The organism is Telluria sp. AIW5 (genome assembly GCF_056680575.1).
This window is the reverse complement of the sequence record NZ_CM155289.1, coordinates 3,342,709-3,359,071: the sequence shown is the minus strand read 5'-3', so window position 1 is coordinate 3,359,071 and position 16,363 is coordinate 3,342,709. Positions and strand designations below refer to the sequence as shown.

General features: G+C 59.7%; 8 protein-coding genes and 3 rRNA genes. 2 read left to right on the top strand and 9 right to left on the bottom strand.

What is annotated here, in order from left to right:
* Positions 1-76: 76 nt before the first annotated feature.
* From AC1MEM_RS14865 to AC1MEM_RS14845, 5 genes are all read right to left on the bottom strand, one after another.
* On the bottom strand, positions 77-856 hold the full coding sequence (locus tag AC1MEM_RS14865) for a molybdopterin-binding protein (protein ID WP_499471657.1): 780 nt from the start codon (positions 854-856) through the stop codon (positions 77-79).
* Complete coding sequence (locus AC1MEM_RS14860; RefSeq protein WP_499471655.1) at positions 853-1,773, bottom strand: cytochrome b/b6 domain-containing protein; 921 nt, start codon at positions 1,771-1,773, stop codon at positions 853-855. Before AC1MEM_RS14860 ends, AC1MEM_RS14865 begins: the two co-directional genes overlap by 4 nt.
* A 132-nt stretch (positions 1,774-1,905) precedes the next feature.
* On the bottom strand, positions 1,906-3,414 hold the full coding sequence (locus AC1MEM_RS14855) for an argininosuccinate lyase (protein WP_499471653.1): 1,509 nt from the start codon (positions 3,412-3,414) through the stop codon (positions 1,906-1,908).
* Between the two features lie 118 nt (positions 3,415-3,532).
* Entirely contained in the window at positions 3,533-4,804 is a 1,272-nt protein-coding gene (locus tag AC1MEM_RS14850) for a cation:dicarboxylate symporter family transporter (RefSeq protein ID WP_499471652.1), read from the bottom strand.
* Positions 4,801-5,712, bottom strand: a complete 912-nt coding sequence (locus AC1MEM_RS14845) for a LysR family transcriptional regulator (RefSeq protein ID WP_499471651.1) — start codon at positions 5,710-5,712, stop codon at positions 4,801-4,803. Before AC1MEM_RS14845 ends, AC1MEM_RS14850 begins: the two co-directional genes overlap by 4 nt.
* A 157-nt stretch (positions 5,713-5,869) precedes the next feature.
* On the opposite strand from AC1MEM_RS14845, the gene AC1MEM_RS14840 reads away from it, so the two are divergent.
* On the top strand, positions 5,870-6,922 hold the full coding sequence (locus tag AC1MEM_RS14840; protein ID WP_499471649.1) for a porin: 1,053 nt from the start codon (positions 5,870-5,872) through the stop codon (positions 6,920-6,922).
* 72 nt (positions 6,923-6,994) lie between these two features.
* On the top strand, positions 6,995-8,320 hold the full coding sequence (locus tag AC1MEM_RS14835; protein ID WP_499471647.1) for a M20/M25/M40 family metallo-hydrolase: 1,326 nt from the start codon (positions 6,995-6,997) through the stop codon (positions 8,318-8,320).
* Between the two features lie 303 nt (positions 8,321-8,623).
* Here AC1MEM_RS14835 and AC1MEM_RS14830 read toward each other — a convergent pair whose 3' ends face one another.
* The 4 genes from AC1MEM_RS14830 to AC1MEM_RS14815 all read right to left on the bottom strand — a co-directional run bounded on the left by AC1MEM_RS14830 (position 8,624) and on the right by AC1MEM_RS14815 (position 15,982).
* On the bottom strand, positions 8,624-10,828 hold the full coding sequence (locus AC1MEM_RS14830; protein WP_499471645.1) for an OsmC domain/YcaO domain-containing protein: 2,205 nt from the start codon (positions 10,826-10,828) through the stop codon (positions 8,624-8,626).
* A 219-nt stretch (positions 10,829-11,047) separates the two neighbouring features.
* Positions 11,048-11,160, bottom strand: a 5S ribosomal RNA gene (gene rrf, locus AC1MEM_RS14825).
* A 126-nt stretch (positions 11,161-11,286) separates the two neighbouring features.
* A 23S ribosomal RNA gene (locus AC1MEM_RS14820) occupies positions 11,287-14,178 on the bottom strand.
* Between the two features lie 269 nt (positions 14,179-14,447).
* Positions 14,448-15,982, bottom strand: a 16S ribosomal RNA gene (locus AC1MEM_RS14815).
* The 16S, 23S and 5S rRNA genes sit together here, the layout of an rRNA operon.
* Positions 15,983-16,363 lie beyond the last annotated feature (381 nt).

Sequence of the window (16,363 nt, the reverse complement as noted above, 5' to 3'; positions counted from 1 at the left end):
GACAAGCGCGGCAGGGAATGATGAGTTAATTATAACTCGGCGGCGGGCGCGACCTGAACCCGGGCCCGTGCCGAGCTTAGATCCCCGCATACCACTCGTACCCGAGGTCCTCCCAATAGCCTCCCTTGCCGCGCCGAACAGACTCCAGGCGCTCCACGAGATCGATCCGCATCAGGTACTTGGCCTGTTTGTAGCCGAGCTGGCGCTCCACGCGCAGGCGCAAGGGCGCGCCGTTCTTGACCGGCAGCGGCGCGTCGTTGAGCGCATAGGCGAGGATGGTCTGGGGATGGCCGGCCTCGACCAGGTCGATGCTTTCGTAATAGGTCGACCCCGGTGCCTCCACATCCGAACCGTCCATCGGGTCGGCGCAATGAAACACGACGTAGCGCGCCGCCGGCAGCGGCCGCACCCGCAACAGCACAGCGCGCAGCGGCACGCCGGTCCACTTGCCGATCACGCTCCAGCCCTCGACGCAGTCATGGCGCGTGATCTGCGTGCGCGACGGCATCGCCTGCAGGTCGGCCAGGCTGTACTGTGCCGGCCGCGCGACCAGTCCGCCGACCCGCAGCCGCCAGGCGCGGAACTGGCCGGCCAGCAGCTGCCGGTACAGGCTGCTGTCGGGCATCGCCGTACCGTTGCTGCGGAACTCGTCGGCAACCTCGTCTTCGGTAAATTCCTGTGCCATGGCCCCGGCCCCGGTCAGCAGCGCCTGCGCGCGCTGGCTCAGGAACTGGGCGTTGCGCAGCATGCCGTTGAAGGAATCGCTGGCCGCCAGGCGATCGCAGCCGCCCAGCGCCCCCGGCAAGGCCGAGCCAAGGGCCAGCCGGAGGAAGCGCCGGCGCGCGATCGCGATCATGGCGCCGGCTCCTCGCGCTGGTGCTCGTGCTGGTGCTCGTGCTGGTGCTCGTCCGCCCGCTCGTCCTCGGGCAGGCGGTAGTAGCCCGTGATCATCGAGCGCAGGTTGTTCCACAGCCCGCTGACGATCACCTCGAACACGTGCACGACGACAAAAGCAAGCAGGCAGAAGGCCGCCACGAAGTGCAGCGTGCGCGCGGACTGGCGCCCGCCCAGGATCCCGACCCAGCCGCCGAACAGGGCGTCCAGCCGCGGCGACATGCCGAGGCCCGCCAGTACGACCAGCGGCAGCAGGACGAAGATCACGGCAAGGTAGCTGAGGTTCTGCAGCACGTTGTAGCGCCGGGCGGCCTCCCCTGCCGGATGGCGAAACAGCAGGTGCTCCCTGATCGAACCGCCAATCCCGCGCAGCTCGGCCTTGCTTGGCAGCAGGTCACGCCGCAGGTGGCCGCTGAAGAGCGTGAATATCACGTACGCAATGCCGTTGAGCACGAAGACCCATGCAAAGAACAGGTGCCAGTTGCGCGCCGTCGCCAGGTATTGCCGGCCCGGGATCGTGGCCCAGGAAGGGAAGGCGCGTTCGGTCTGCTGCGCCGCGCCCTCCTCATGCGAAGCACCCAGCACGCCGTCCGTATTGAAGGCATGCCTGAAGGCGTGCGTGCCGACCTGCGTCACGCCGTGCGGCGCGCCGTCCGGTCCGGGCCGGGCAGTAATCGACAGCAGCGGCGCATCGAAGTCGGAATGCGTGCCCCAGTACAGGTGCGGATGGGCGTTGAAGATGCCGAGCCCGCTCATCAGCATCAGGAAGAAGCTGACGACGTTAATCCAGTGCATGACACGGATCGGCAGCCGATGCCGGTAGAACAGCCGGCGCCCGCTTGTGGCGGCCGGCTTTGCCGGCACGTTGAAAAGACGCATCGTCCTGCCTCCGAAGGCCCGGGGTTTCCTGTCGTTCGACCGCCCGGACCGGCAAAGGTTCCGCGCGAGCGGGCGTTGCGCTTCAGGATCGGGCCTCAGGATCGGGCTTCAGGATCCGTGCGCCATCCGCTGTCAATGATGCGTCAGGAGTGTATCGAAATCATGGTCGAGCCTGGCCAGCGAAGACGCGATCCTGGCGCGCCTTTCCTTTGTCCATGCGTCCTGCTGCGCCAGCTTTTGCCGTGCCGCTTTCAGCATGCGCTCCATCTCGGCCGGCTGCGGGCCGCCGACGGTGGCGCGGTTGTGGACGATGGAAACAGGGTCGAGGGTCGCGCGGAATTCCATTTCGCTCATCGGCAGTTCGGCGCCGCCCTGGTCCTTGATGGCGTCCCGATAAATGCGTTTGGCCTCGGCGTATGGAAAATCGCTCGGCCGGATCCTGTTGGCCTTGGCGTAATCGACGATGTCGGATGCAAAATGGTGCCCTTCGCGGAATGGCAGCTTGTATTTCCGCATCAGCACGTCGGCCAGCTCCTGCGAAGCGGTCCAGTCGCTATTCAGTTCTTCCAGCGCACGTTCCGGATCGATGACCAGGGCATTCAGGATCTTGTCCCAATCCTGCAAAACCTTGATCGCGCTGTTGACCATCTCCTTGTTCGGCTTCACTTCCTTCGCGTCTCCCATGCCTGGCGGGATGTTGTGTGCGCCAATGACAGGCCCCATCGCCAGCGTGATGGCTGCCGACGCATTGCGACGCGTCGAATTGAGCAGGCCCGGATTGCGTTTTTGCGGCATGGCGCTGGACACATAGGTATTGCCGCCGCCTTCGCTCAGCAGGATCCACGGACGCGGCTGCGCATATTGCGTCATCACGTCTTCGATAAAGCTGCCGGCATGGAGCGCGATGCTGGTGACGATGGAAGCAGCCTCGACCGGATGATCGACCGCCGCGATCTGGTGCGCATCGTAGGCATTGTCCGCGATGGCCGCAAACCCGAGGTAATCGGCCATCCTGGTCCGGTCCAGCGGCCAGCTCGTGCCGTTGAGGACGGTGGTGCCCATCGGGGATTGATCCAGGCGCGCGTACGCCTCCCGGATGCGCTGCGCATCGCGCTCGAGGCCGGCGGCGTGGCCGAGCAGGTAATGGCCGTAGCTGTTCGGCTGGGCTGCAACGCCATTGGTGTAGTTGGGCACGATCGTGTTGGCATGCTTCTCCGCCAGGCGCACGACGGTGGCGGCCGTCTTGTTCAGTTGCTCGGCCAGCTTCAGCATGTCGTCGCGCAGGATCGCCGCACGGTAAGTGGCGTGCATGTCCTGGCTCGAGCGGCCCGCATGCAGCAAGGTGACCTCCATGCCGTCGGCCTGGATCAGCAGCGGCTCGAAGGTAATGACGGTCGACGGGCGTTTTCCGCCCGGCTGGTTGCCGTCGTTGATGACCTTCGCAATGCCGGCGGCAATGCGCGGCACCGCCGCCTTGTCCAGCAGGCCCTGGCTGGAATTGATGACGGCCGTGGCCTTGTTCATCTCGCCGAGCCAGTAGAACTCGTCGCGGTTGCCCGCCTGCTGGGCGCTGGCCGTCGCAAGGCAGGCAAGCTGGCCCATCATCAGTAAGGCAAGCGGAAGGATTTTCGGTTTGAACATGGGCGGCTGTCTCTTTGGTTATGGTGGAAAGCCGACTATAGATCGGACCTTACCATATGTAAAATATGTCCGATATGGCCGATCGATATGAAAAACGTATGGAATTACGCTACTCCTGTCATGCCCCGGAATCCGGGCCGGGCACGCAGGCCCGTAGTTTTTCGCGGTCGAGCGTGCCGCTCCAGGCCGAAATCGCGATGCACGCCACGCCGTTGCCGATGATGTTCGTCAGTGGCCGGCATTTCAGCAAGCGCTCGATGCCGACGATGAACACGAGACTGGACTCGGGAATGTCCGGCACCGCCGCCAGTGTCGCGGTCAGCGCGATGAAGGCGGCGCCCGCCACGCCGCTGGCGCTCTTGGAGGTGATCATCGCGACCGCCAGGATCCCGAGGCACTGTCCCGGGCTGAGCGTGATTGCCAGCGCCTGCGACAGGAAGACGATGGCCGCGGCAATATAGATGTTGCTGCCGTTGAGATTGAAGGAATATGCGGCAGGCAGCACGATGCTGACGACGGATTTGGGACAACCGGCGCGCTCCAGCTTTTCCATCAGCCGGGGCATGGCCGTCATCGAGGAGGCGGTGCCGGCCACGAGCATCAACTCGTCGCGGATGTAGGCGAGGAAGCGCAGCAGCCGGAAGCCGGACAGGCGCGCAATCGGACCCAGCACCGCCAGGATGAAACAGGCGCTCGCGACATACAGCGTGCCGACCAGCTTGAGCAGCGACGCGACCGATACCAGCCCGTATTTGCCTACCGTGAAGGAAATGGCGCCGAAGGTGGCGAGCGGCGCCGCCTTCAACACCAGGCTGAACAAGCTGAACAGCCAGCCGGACAGGCGCTCGCACCATGCCGACAGGCGCGCGCCGCGTCCGCCGGCCAGCGCGAGGCCGCAGGCCAGGGCCAGCACCAGGGCCTGGAGGACGCGGCTATTGGCGAGCGCCTGTGCAAGCGCCTGCAGCAGCGTCGGCACGGCGGCGGCGCCCGGCAGTGCGGCGCCCGGCAGTGCGGCGCCCTGCAGCGGGGGGACCTGGAAGCCGATCCCCGGCGCCAGCAGGGCCGCGGCGGCAAAGCCCGCCAGCAGCGCAAGCGCGGACATCGCTTCGAAATACGCGAACACCTTGATGCCGATGCTGCCGACCTGACGGAGGTTGTCCAGGGTCGACAGGCTGGCGGCGACCGTGAAAAACACGATCGGCGTCACCATCAGTTTGACGACGGCGATGAACAGGTCGCCCAGCGGCTTCATCTGTACGGCGCGCGCCGGGTCGAGCAGGCCCAGCAGGGTCCCGGCCGCGATGGCGCATGCGAGCTGCAGGAAGGGATTGGAACCGATCGCCTGCCACATGGCCGGCTTGTTTGTGTTACGCGGCTTTTCTTCGATCATGCGAGCAGTTGCGTGACCATGTCCACGAAATGCCGGGCCGCCGGCAACAGGTCGTGCTCCCGCCTCACCAGCGTCAACGGCGCGCACAGCCCGGGGCCGCCATCCCGGATCCGGCAATAGACAACGCTGTCGGCATGGAAGCCCTGCATCGATGCCGGTACCGCCGAGATGCCGACGCCTCCCGCGACGAGGCTGATATTGGTCAGCATGCGATCGACCTCGGCCACGATCTGCGGGGTAAAACCGGCGCGCTCGCAGGCGTCGATCAGGTTGGAATACATGCCCGGGGCGCCATGCCGCCGGACCAGGATGAAGCGCTCGTCCCTGAGCGATCCGAGGGAGATGAGCGGCATGCCACCCGCGCGCCGGCCTTGCAGCAACGCATGGCCCGCCGGCAGCACCAGCAGCATTTCCTCTTCCACCAGCCGCTGGTACACGATACCGGGCAGAGCGCCGACGGGCAGGCGCACGAAGCCCAGGTGAAGCTTGCCTTCGGCGATCGCCTCGGTCAGTTCGGCTGCGTTGCCTTCCCTGAATTCGATGCTCACGCCGGGCCAGGCTTCGCGGTAGGCGCGGACGATCTTCGGGATGAAGGCATGGGCCGCGGCGGAGCTGGTGAAGCCCACCGCTATGGCGCCGGCGGAGCCGTCTGCAACGCGGCGCGCGCGCATGGCGGCCTGGTCCACGTTGTCCAGGATGGCGCGCGCCTCGGCGAGGAAGGTGGCGCCCGCCGGCGTCAGCTCCGCGCCCTTCGGATGGCGCCGGAACAGGCTGAAGCCCAGTTCCTGCTCGAGCGCGCGGATCTGCTGGCTCAGCGGCGGCTGCTGCATGCCCAGCCGCTCCGCCGCCCGCGTGAAATGCCCTTCGTCCGCCACGACCAGGAAGTAACGCAAGTGCCGCAACTCCATGTCCCCTCCATCTGGATATTCTTAATGTATCGAAATTGGCAATCCGAGATATTTTACATTTGGAAAGAATCTTCATACCATTTGTCCGCACTCAAACTGGTGAGCGTGTGGCATTCCGCACACAGCCGCCTGCATCCGATATAAAAAGGGGAGACAAATGAAAATGAAATTACTCGGGCTTGCCATCCTCGGCACGCTGTCCGCCAACGCCATGGCGCAATCGAACGTGACCATGTATGGCTCGATCGATGGCGGCCTGCGCGAACTCACCAACGTCAACCCGGCCGGCGACAGCCAGCTGACCATGTCGTCGAACGGCACCTTCCGCTCGAATCGCCTCGGCTTCAAGGGCAGCGAAGAGCTGGGCGGCGGACTGAAGACCAATTTCGTGCTGGAGCTTGGCTTCGTCAGCGGGACTGGCGCGCTGAACAATACCTCCAACCAGCTGTTCCAGCGCGAGGCCCGCGTCGGCCTGTCGGGCGACTTCGGCAGCATCGACATCGGCCGCCAGTACACGATCGCCTACAAGACGATCCTGGCCTTCGACCCGTTCAACTACCGCTACCCGAGCATCACTTATGCCCTGTCGTCCACCGCCGGCACCCGCGACAGCAACGCGCTCGTGTACAGCAAGCGCGTCGGCGACGTCACGGTGCGCGCCGGCTACGCGCTGGGCGAAGTTGCCGGCAGCACGGCGAATGGCTCGAAGGGCGCCATCGGCGCCGTGTATGCGCGCGGACCGGTCAGGCTGGGCGCCGTGTACACCAGGGCCAAACAGAATGTCGACGCCACGGCGACCCCCGCCTACCGTGACTACAAGCACTACGCACTCGGCGGCGCCTACCTCTTCGGCGCGGTGACGGCCTCCCTCGGCTATGTCAACGAGAAGCAAGCCACCCTGGGGCTCGACAACACGGCCGAATGGGAATGGGCCGGCCTTTCCTGGAAGCTGGACCCGCGGATCAACATTACCGGCGCCTGGTACCGCAACACGGTTTACAACAACAAGGCCAGCGCCAAGGCGGCTGCGGGCGACGGCAAGAAGGACCAGTTCATCGTCGGCATGACCTACGACTTCTCGAAGCGCACCAATTTCTACGCGGAAGTCGATTTCAACAAGCTCGACGGCGCCTTCGCCAAGGGCGGCACCAAGGCGCTCGACCAGACGCACCAGACCGGCATCGCAGCCGGCATCATGCACATGTTCTAAGCAAGGTCGCGGGCATCACGCTAGAATGCCCGCGTTCGTTTTTGCAAACTAGAATCAACACGGAGACTTTTCATGCAGCTCGCATCACAGCTTACAACGCGCCTGTCCGCACTCGCGCTCGCGCTTGGCGCCGCCTTCGGTCCTTCCTGCGCCAGCGCCCAGGATGCCAACCCCGCCGCCGAGCTTGCGCGCCTGCTGGCCAGCCCGACTTTCAAGGCCGCTGCGGCCACCATCGACAAGGACCATGGCCGCATCGTCGAAGACGGCATCAAGCTGGCCGAAATCCCGGCGCCGCCCATGAAGGAAGCGGCGCGCGCCAAGGCCTATGAAAAGATGCTCAAGGACGCGGGCCTGGCCGACGTCAAGATCGACGAGGAAGGCAATGTGCTCGGCGTGCGCAAAGGCGCCCGGGGCGACGGCAAGTTCGTCGTGGTGGCGGCCCACATCGACACCGTCTTCCCCGCCGGGACCGACGGCAAGGTGAAACGCGAAGGCACGAAGCTGTACGCACCGGGCATTGGCGACGACACGATGAGCCTGTCGGTGCTGCTGGGCTTCATCCGCGCGATGGACGCCGCCCACCTCAAGACGCGTGACGACATCCTGTTCGTCGGCACCGTCGGCGAAGAAGGCCCGGGCAACCTGCGCGGCGTGCGCCACCTGTTCACCAAAGGCCAGTACAAGGGCAAGATCAAGAGCTTCTTCTCGGTCGAGTCGGCGGACGTGGGCACCGTCACCAACCTGGGCGTCGGCTCCAAGCGCTACCACTTCACCTTCAAGGGCCCGGGCGGCCACAGCTTCGGCGCCTTCGGCCTGGTCAACCCGATGTTCGCACTGGGCCAGGCGGCGACCGAGTTCTCGCGCATCCAGGTGCCGGCCTCGCCGAAGACCACCTACAGCATCGGCCTGATCGGCGGCGGCACGTCGGTCAACTCGATTCCCGTGTCCGGCTGGATGGACGTCGACATGCGCTCCGAATCCGTCGCCGAACTCAAGCGGGTGGAAGAGCGCATGCTGAAGATCGTGCAGGAAGCGGCCGACGGCGAAAACTTCGCTCGCTCGACCAAGGAAGGCAAGATCACGGTCGACGCCCAGCTGGTCGGCGACCGGCCGGCCGGCATGGTCGCAGTGGACTCGCCCTTCGTGCAGAGCGCGAAGGCAGCGATCGAAGCCGGCGGCTACAAGTTCGCGACCAAGGGCAGCTCGACGGATTCGAACATGCCGATGAGCCTGGGCATCCCTGCCCTGACGATCGGACGCATGGGACCGGACAAGTTCGGCCGCATGCACTCGACCGACGAGTGGATCGATGTCGAAAAAGGCCCGATGGTGAAGGCCATGACGACCTGCCTGTCGATTATCCTGGCAGCGACCGGGGTGGAGCTGGACGGCAAATAAGCCACGCAGCCGCCCGATGGTAAAAAACCCGCCGAGGCGGGTAATGCCGTTCAGTTAAGCGCGGATGAGCTGCCCCGGGCGAGGACAACGCGCGGGCATGCCCAGTGAACCCGTCATCGAGGCCATTGGCCTCGATGACCCCGTACGGTGCGCCACCGTCGTCATTGTTGGTCGAGACCGCTGTGTAACGTAGGGCGGGCATGCCCGCGCGTCGACCTCAAGAACAAAGGCCGCTCCGATGTGAATCGAAGCGGCCTTCTTAACTGAACGGCATTACGCCGAGAGGCGGGTTGTCTTTTTTACTTAACGCGATCGCGCCGCGGCCTCGGCCCGCGCCCTGTGCAGTTTCTTGTAACTGTCGATCAGGCGGTGGTGCCTGTCGAGGCCTTCCAGCTGCATGCTCGTCGGCGTCAAGCCAAAAAAACGGACGCTGCCATCCACCGAGCCCAGCACCGCGTCCATCCGCGCATCGCCATACATCCGGCGGAAATTGACGACGTAATCGTCCAGTTCCAGCGCATCATCGAGCTCCACTTCCAGCACCACATTCAAGGCCTGGTAGAACAGCCGGCGTTCGACGGTGTTGTCGTTGTACTGCAGGAAGGCGCCCACCAGTTCGTGGGCCTCTTCGAACTCGTTCAACGCAAGGTTAATCAGCAGCCTCAACTCGAGAACGGTCAGCTGCCCCCACTCGGTGTTCTCGTCGAACTCGATACCGATCAGGCTGGCGATATCGGAGTGCTCGTCCAGCTCGTTGTTTTCCAGGCGGTCCAGCAGGGCCTCGAGGCTGTCATCGTCCAGGCGATGCAGGTTCAGGATATCTTCGCGGAACAGGAGCGCCTTGTTGGTGTTATCCCAAACCAGGTCTTCCACCGGATAAATTTCCGAATAGCCTGGCACCAGAATCCGGCAGGCGACGGCGCCGAGCTGGTCGTACACTGCCGTGTAGACCTCCTTGCCCATGTCCTCGAGAATGCCGAGCAGGGTCGCGGCTTCCTCGGCATTCGAGTCCCTGCCCTTGCCGGAGAAATCCCACTCGACAAAATCGAAATCGGCCTTGGCGCTGAAAAAGCGCCAGGACACGACCCCGCTGGAGTCGATGAAGTGCTCGACGAAGTTATACGGCTCGGTCACGGCTTCGCTGGCGAAGGTCGGCTGGGGCAGATCGTTCAGGCCCTCAAAGCTGCGCCCCTGCAGCAATTCCGTGAGGCTGCGTTCCAGCGCCACTTCGAAGCTCGGATGGGCGCCGAAGGAGGCAAAGACGCCGCCCGTGCGCGGGTTCATCAAGGTGACGCACATCACCGGATAGGTCCCGCCCAGCGACGCGTCCTTGACCAGCACAGGGAAGCCCTGCTCTTCCAGTCCCGCGATGCCGGCCAGGATGCCGGGATATTTCGCCAGTACCTCCTGCGGCACGTCGGGCAATGCGAGCTCGCCTTCCAGGATTTCGCGCTTCACCGCACGTTCGAAAATCTCGGACAGGCATTGCACCTGTGCCTCGACCAGGGTGTTACCGGCGCTCATGCCATTGCTGGCGTAGAGGTTCTCGACCAGGTTGGAGGGGAAATACACGGTCTCGCCATCCGAATGCCGCACATACGGCAGCGAGACGATGCCGCGCTCCACATTGCCGGAATTGGTATCGATCAGGTGCGAACCGCGCAGCTCGCCGTCGGGATCGTAGACGCCCATGCAGTACTCGTCGAGAATCTCGCCGGGGACCGCATCGTCAGGGCCCGGCTGGAACCAGCGCTCTTCCGGGTAATGCACGAAAGCCGCGTTGGCGATGTCTTCGCCCCAGAACACACCCGCATAGAAGTGGTTGTTGTTCAGGCGCTCGATATACTCGCCGAGGGCCGAGGCCAGCGCGCTTTCCTTGGTCGCGCCCTTGCCGTTGGTGAAGCACATGGGCGAGTGCGCGTCGCGGATGTGCAGCGACCACACGTTGGGCACGATATTGCGCCAGGAAGCGATCTCGATCTTGATGCCCCAGCTCGCCAGCTGCGCCGACATATTGGCGATGGTTTGCTCCAGTGGCAGGTCCTTGCCGGGGATGTAAGTCAGCGCGTCGGCGGCCGGATTCAAAGTCAGCAGCGCCTGGGCGTCAGCGTCCAGGTTCGCGACTTCCTCGATCACGAACTCCGGTCCTTCCTGCACCACTTTCTTGACGGTGCAACGCTCGATCGAACGCAGGATGCCCTGGCGGTCCTTGTCCGAGATATCCGCCGGCAGTTCGACCTGGATCTTGAAGATCTGCTTGTAGCGGTTTTCCGGGTCGACGATATTATTCTGCGAGAGGCGGATATTTTCGGTCGGAATATTCCGGGTATTGCAGTACAACTTGACGAAGTAAGCCGCGCACAGGGCCGATGAGGCCAGGAAGTAATCGAAGGGGCCAGGCGCCGAGCCGTCTCCCTTGTAGCGGATGGGCTGGTCGGCGATGACCGTGAAGTCGTCGAACTTGGCTTCCAGTCGCAGCTTGTCGAGAAAGTTGACTTTGATTTCCATGGAAATTCCAGATAAATAGTGTGCAAAATACAAAGCCCTGTCAGAGCAGGGCTTTGTAGGTCAAGGCAAAAACAGCGTGAAGTCCTATGGTAGGCCATTCCCATGCGATGTTCAATGGTGGGCCAGCCAACCGAAACGCAGTGTCGCTGCAAAAAAAATCCAATGCCAAAAAGCAAAAAACCCCGCTGAGATCACTCAACGGGGTTTTCTTTATAACTAGCCTGACGATAACCTACTTTCACACTGGTTGCAGCACTATCATCGGCGCAAAGTCGTTTCACGGTCCTGTTCGGGATGGGAAGGGGTGGGACCGACTTGCTATGGTCATCAGGCATAACTTGTACGAGCGGCGTTCCCTGATGGGCAACGTGCTCAGAATCTGGAGGAAGTAAAGTTTCGGGTAGTGTGATCAACAAACAGCACACTGTATTCGAATTTCTATGACCTGCTAAGGTTATAGGGACAAGCCGTACGGGCAATTAGTACTGGTTAGCTTAATGCATTACTGCACTTCCACACCCAGCCTATCAACGTCCTGGTCTCGAACGACCCTTCAAGGAGCTCAAGGCTCCGGGAAATCTCATCTCAAGGCAAGTTTCCCGCTTAGATGCTTTCAGCGGTTATCTCTTCCGAACTTAGCTACCCGGCAATGCCACTGGCGTGACAACCGGTACACCAGAGGTTCGTCCACTCCGGTCCTCTCGTACTAGGAGCAGCCCCCTTCAAATTTCCAACGCCCACGGCAGATAGGGACCAAACTGTCTCACGACGTTTTAAACCCAGCTCACGTACCACTTTAAATGGCGAACAGCCATACCCTTGGGACCGGCTACAGCCCCAGGATGTGATGAGCCGACATCGAGGTGCCAAACTCCCCCGTCGATATGAACTCTTGGGAGGAATCAGCCTGTTATCCCCAGAGTACCTTTTATCCGTTGAGCGATGGCCCTTCCATACAGAACCACCGGATCACTATGTCCTACTTTCGTACCTGCTCGACTTGTCGGTCTCGCAGTTAAGCACGCTTATGCCATTGCACTATTAGCACGATGTCCGACCGTACCTAGCGTACCTTCGAACTCCTCCGTTACACTTTAGGAGGAGACCGCCCCAGTCAAACTGCCTACCATGCACTGTCCCCGATCCGGATAACGGACCAAGGTTAGAACCTCAAACAAACCAGGGTGGTATTTCAAGGATGGCTCCACGAGAACTGGCGTCCCCGCTTCAAAGCCTCCCACCTATCCTACACAGATTGGTTCAAAGTCCAATGCAAAGCTACAGTAAAGGTTCATGGGGTCTTTCCGTCTAGCCGCGGGTAGATTGCATCATCACAAACATTTCAACTTCGCTGAGTCTCGGGAGGAGACAGTGTGGCCATCGTTACGCCATTCGTGCAGGTCGGAACTTACCCGACAAGGAATTTCGCTACCTTAGGACCGTTATAGTTACGGCCGCCGTTTACTGGGACTTCAATCAAGAGCTTGCACCCCATCATTTAATCTTCCAGCACCGGGCAGGCGTCACACCCTATACGTCCACTTTCGTGTTTGCAGAGTGCTGTGTTTTTATTAAACAGTCGCAGCCACCAGTTTATTGCAACCCGTTCATCCTTCCACAGTAAAGTGGTCAAACTACAAGGGCGTACCTTTTCCCGAAGTTACGGTACCAATTTGCCGAGTTCCTTCTCCCGAGTTCTCTCAAGCGCCTTAGAATACTCATCTCGCCCACCTGTGTCGGTTTGCGGTACGGTCTCGTATGACTGAAGCTTAGAGGCTTTTCTTGGAACCACTTCCGATTGCTTCGCAGCACAGGGCCGCTCGTCCCACTCCCTTGAATTACGCACCCGGATTTGCCTAAGTGCCTTCTATGAAGCAGAAACTGACTATTCCAACAGTCAGACAACCTTCCGCGATCCGTCCCCCCATCGCATCATACGACGGTGCAGGAATATTAACCTGCTTCCCATCAGCTACGCATCTCTGCCTCGCCTTAGGGGCCGACTCACCCTGCTCCGATGAACGTTGAACAGGAAACCTTGGGCTTACGGCGTGGAGGCTTTTCACCCCCATTATCGCTACTCATGTCAGCATTCGCACTTCTGATACCTCCAGCATCCTTCACAAGACACCTTCGCAGGCTTACAGAACGCTCTCCTACCATATCGATCAAAGTACAAGTACTTCGAAAAATATCCGCAGCTTCGGTGACTGGCTTAGCCCCGTTACATCTTCCGCGCAGGACGACTCGATCAGTGAGCTATTACGCTTTCTTTAAATGATGGCTGCTTCTAAGCCAACATCCTGACTGTTTTAGCCTTCCCACTTCGTTTTCCACTTAGCCAATCTTTGGGACCTTAGCTGGCGGTCTGGGTTGTTTCCCTCTTGACGCCGGACGTTAGCACCCGACGTCTGTCTCCCAAGCTCGCACTCATCGGTATTCGGAGTTTGCAATGGTTTGGTAAGTCGCAATGACCCCCTAGCCATAACAGTGCTCTACCCCCGATGGTGATACTTGAGGCACTACCTAAATAGTTTTCGGAGAGAACCAGCTATTTCCAAGTTTGTTTAGCCTTTCACCCCTACCCACAGCTCATCCCCTAATTTTTCAACATTAGTGGGTTCGGACCTCCAGGGCGTGTTACCGCACCTTCATCCTGGCCATGGGTAGATCACTTGGTTTCGGGTCTACACCCAGCGACTGTCGCCCTGTTCGGACTCGATTTCTCTACGGCTCCCCTATTCGGTTAACCTCGCCACTGAATGTAAGTCGCTGACCCATTATACAAAAGGTACGCCGTCACGGAACAAGTCCGCTCCGACTGTTTGTATGCACACGGTTTCAGGATCTATTTCACTCCCCTCCCGGGGTTCTTTTCGCCTTTCCCTCACGGTACTGGTTCACTATCGGTCGATTACGAGTATTTAGCCTTGGAGGATGGTCCCCCCATGTTCAGACAGGATTTCTCGTGTCCCGCCCTACTTGTCGTACGCTTAGTACCACCGTTTGAATTTCGTGTAAGGGGCTATCACCCTCTATGGCCAACATTTCCAGGTTGTTCCACTATCCAATCGACTATCACGTACAGGCTCTTCCCATTTCGCTCGCCACTACTTTGGGAATCTCGGTTGATTTCTTTTCCTGCAGCTACTTAGATGTTTCAGTTCGCCGCGTTCGCTTTGCATACCTATGTATTCAGCATGCAATGACCTAAAAGGCCGGGTTTCCCCATTCGGAAATCTGCGGATCAAAGTGTGTTTGCTCACTCCCCGCAGCTTATCGCAAGCTACTACGTCCTTCATCGCCTGTAATCGCCAAGGCATCCACCATGTGCACTTATTCGCTTGTCCCTATAACGTTAGCTCCTGGCGCGCAGTTACCCACCTGCCAGGAAGCGGTCATAGAAATAAGAGTACAGCTTGTTGCATGTTTGTTGATTTGTTACTACCCTAAGTGTGCACTTTTACATGCACGCTTAAAAAAACTTTACTTCTTCCAGATTGTTAAAGAACAAAACTACACTTACTTAAAGCCGTGGCTTTAAATAAGTACAGTCTTTTTCAACAGCCGATAAGTGTGGACGTTTGGTGACTGGGTTCAAGACCCGGTGCTACTCTAGAAAGGAGGTGATCCAGCCGCACCTTCCGATACGGCTACCTTGTTACGACTTCACCCCAGTCACGAATCCTACCGTGGTAAGCGCCCCCCTTGCGGTTAAGCTACCTACTTCTGGTAAAACCCGCTCCCATGGTGTGACGGGCGGTGTGTACAAGACCCGGGAACGTATTCACCGCGACATGCTGATCCGCGATTACTAGCGATTCCAACTTCACGCAGTCGAGTTGCAGACTGCGATCCGGACTACGATACACTTTCTGGGATTAGCTCCCCCTCGCGGGTTGGCGGCCCTCTGTATGTACCATTGTATGACGTGTGAAGCCCTACCCATAAGGGCCATGAGGACTTGACGTCATCCCCACCTTCCTCCGGTTTGTCACCGGCAGTCTCATTAGAGTGCTCAACTAAATGTAGCAACTAATGACAAGGGTTGCGCTCGTTGCGGGACTTAACCCAACATCTCACGACACGAGCTGACGACAGCCATGCAGCACCTGTGTTCAGGTTCCCTTTCGGGCACTCCCTGATCTCTCAAGGATTCCTGACATGTCAAGGGTAGGTAAGGTTTTTCGCGTTGCATCGAATTAATCCACATCATCCACCGCTTGTGCGGGTCCCCGTCAATTCCTTTGAGTTTTAATCTTGCGACCGTACTCCCCAGGCGGTCTACTTCACGCGTTAGCTGCGTTACCAAGTTAATTAAAACCCGACAACTAGTAGACATCGTTTAGGGCGTGGACTACCAGGGTATCTAATCCTGTTTGCTCCCCACGCTTTCGTGCATGAGCGTCAATCTTGACCCAGGGGGCTGCCTTCGCCATCGGTGTTCCTCCACATCTCTACGCATTTCACTGCTACACGTGGAATTCTACCCCCCTCTGCCAGATTCAAGCCTTGCAGTCTCCATCGCAATTCCCAGGTTGAGCCCGGGGCTTTCACGACAGACTTACAAAACCGCCTGCGCACGCTTTACGCCCAGTAATTCCGATTAACGCTTGCACCCTACGTATTACCGCGGCTGCTGGCACGTAGTTAGCCGGTGCTTATTCTTCAGGTACCGTCATTAGTGGAGGATATTAGCCCCCACCGTTTCTTCCCTGACAAAAGAGCTTTACAACCCGAAGGCCTTCTTCACTCACGCGGCATTGCTGGATCAGGCTTGCGCCCATTGTCCAAAATTCCCCACTGCTGCCTCCCGTAGGAGTCTGGACCGTGTCTCAGTTCCAGTGTGGCTGGTCGTCCTCTCAGACCAGCTACTGATCGTGGCCTTGGTGAGCCTTTACCTCACCAACTAGCTAATCAGATATCGGCCGCTCCAGGAGCACAAGGCCTTGCGGTCCCCTGCTTTCATCCTTAGATCGTATGCGGTATTAGCGTAACTTTCGCTACGTTATCCCCCACTCTTGGGTACGTTCCGATATATTACTCACCCGTTCGCCACTCGCCACCAGGGTTGCCCCCGTGCTGCCGTTCGACTTGCATGTGTAAAGCATGCCGCCAGCGTTCAATCTGAGCCAGGATCAAACTCTTCAGTTCAATCTCTGTTTGTTGGCATTGCTGCCACCGCTATTGCTAGCGGGTCGCTCACTCAAAATACTGACCGCTATCTCATTGCTGAGACAACGTATTTCTTTTTTGTGAACATTTGATAATTTAAGTAATCAGTGACCGAAGCCACTGGCACCTCCATCAAACGCCCACACTTATCGACTGTTAATTTTTAAAGAACTTGTTCTGTATTGCATCTTGCTACCTAGCGACAAAGCGTTTTGTTTGTCAGCAGCAGAGAGATGAGATTATGCAGTGTTTCGCGTTTTTCGTCAACCTCTTTTTTGTTGCGCCGCAGATTCCGCGGTTCCTTTTGTCAACACAACACCTTGATTTCGTTGTCGTTTTCAGCAGGAGGCGAATTATAGC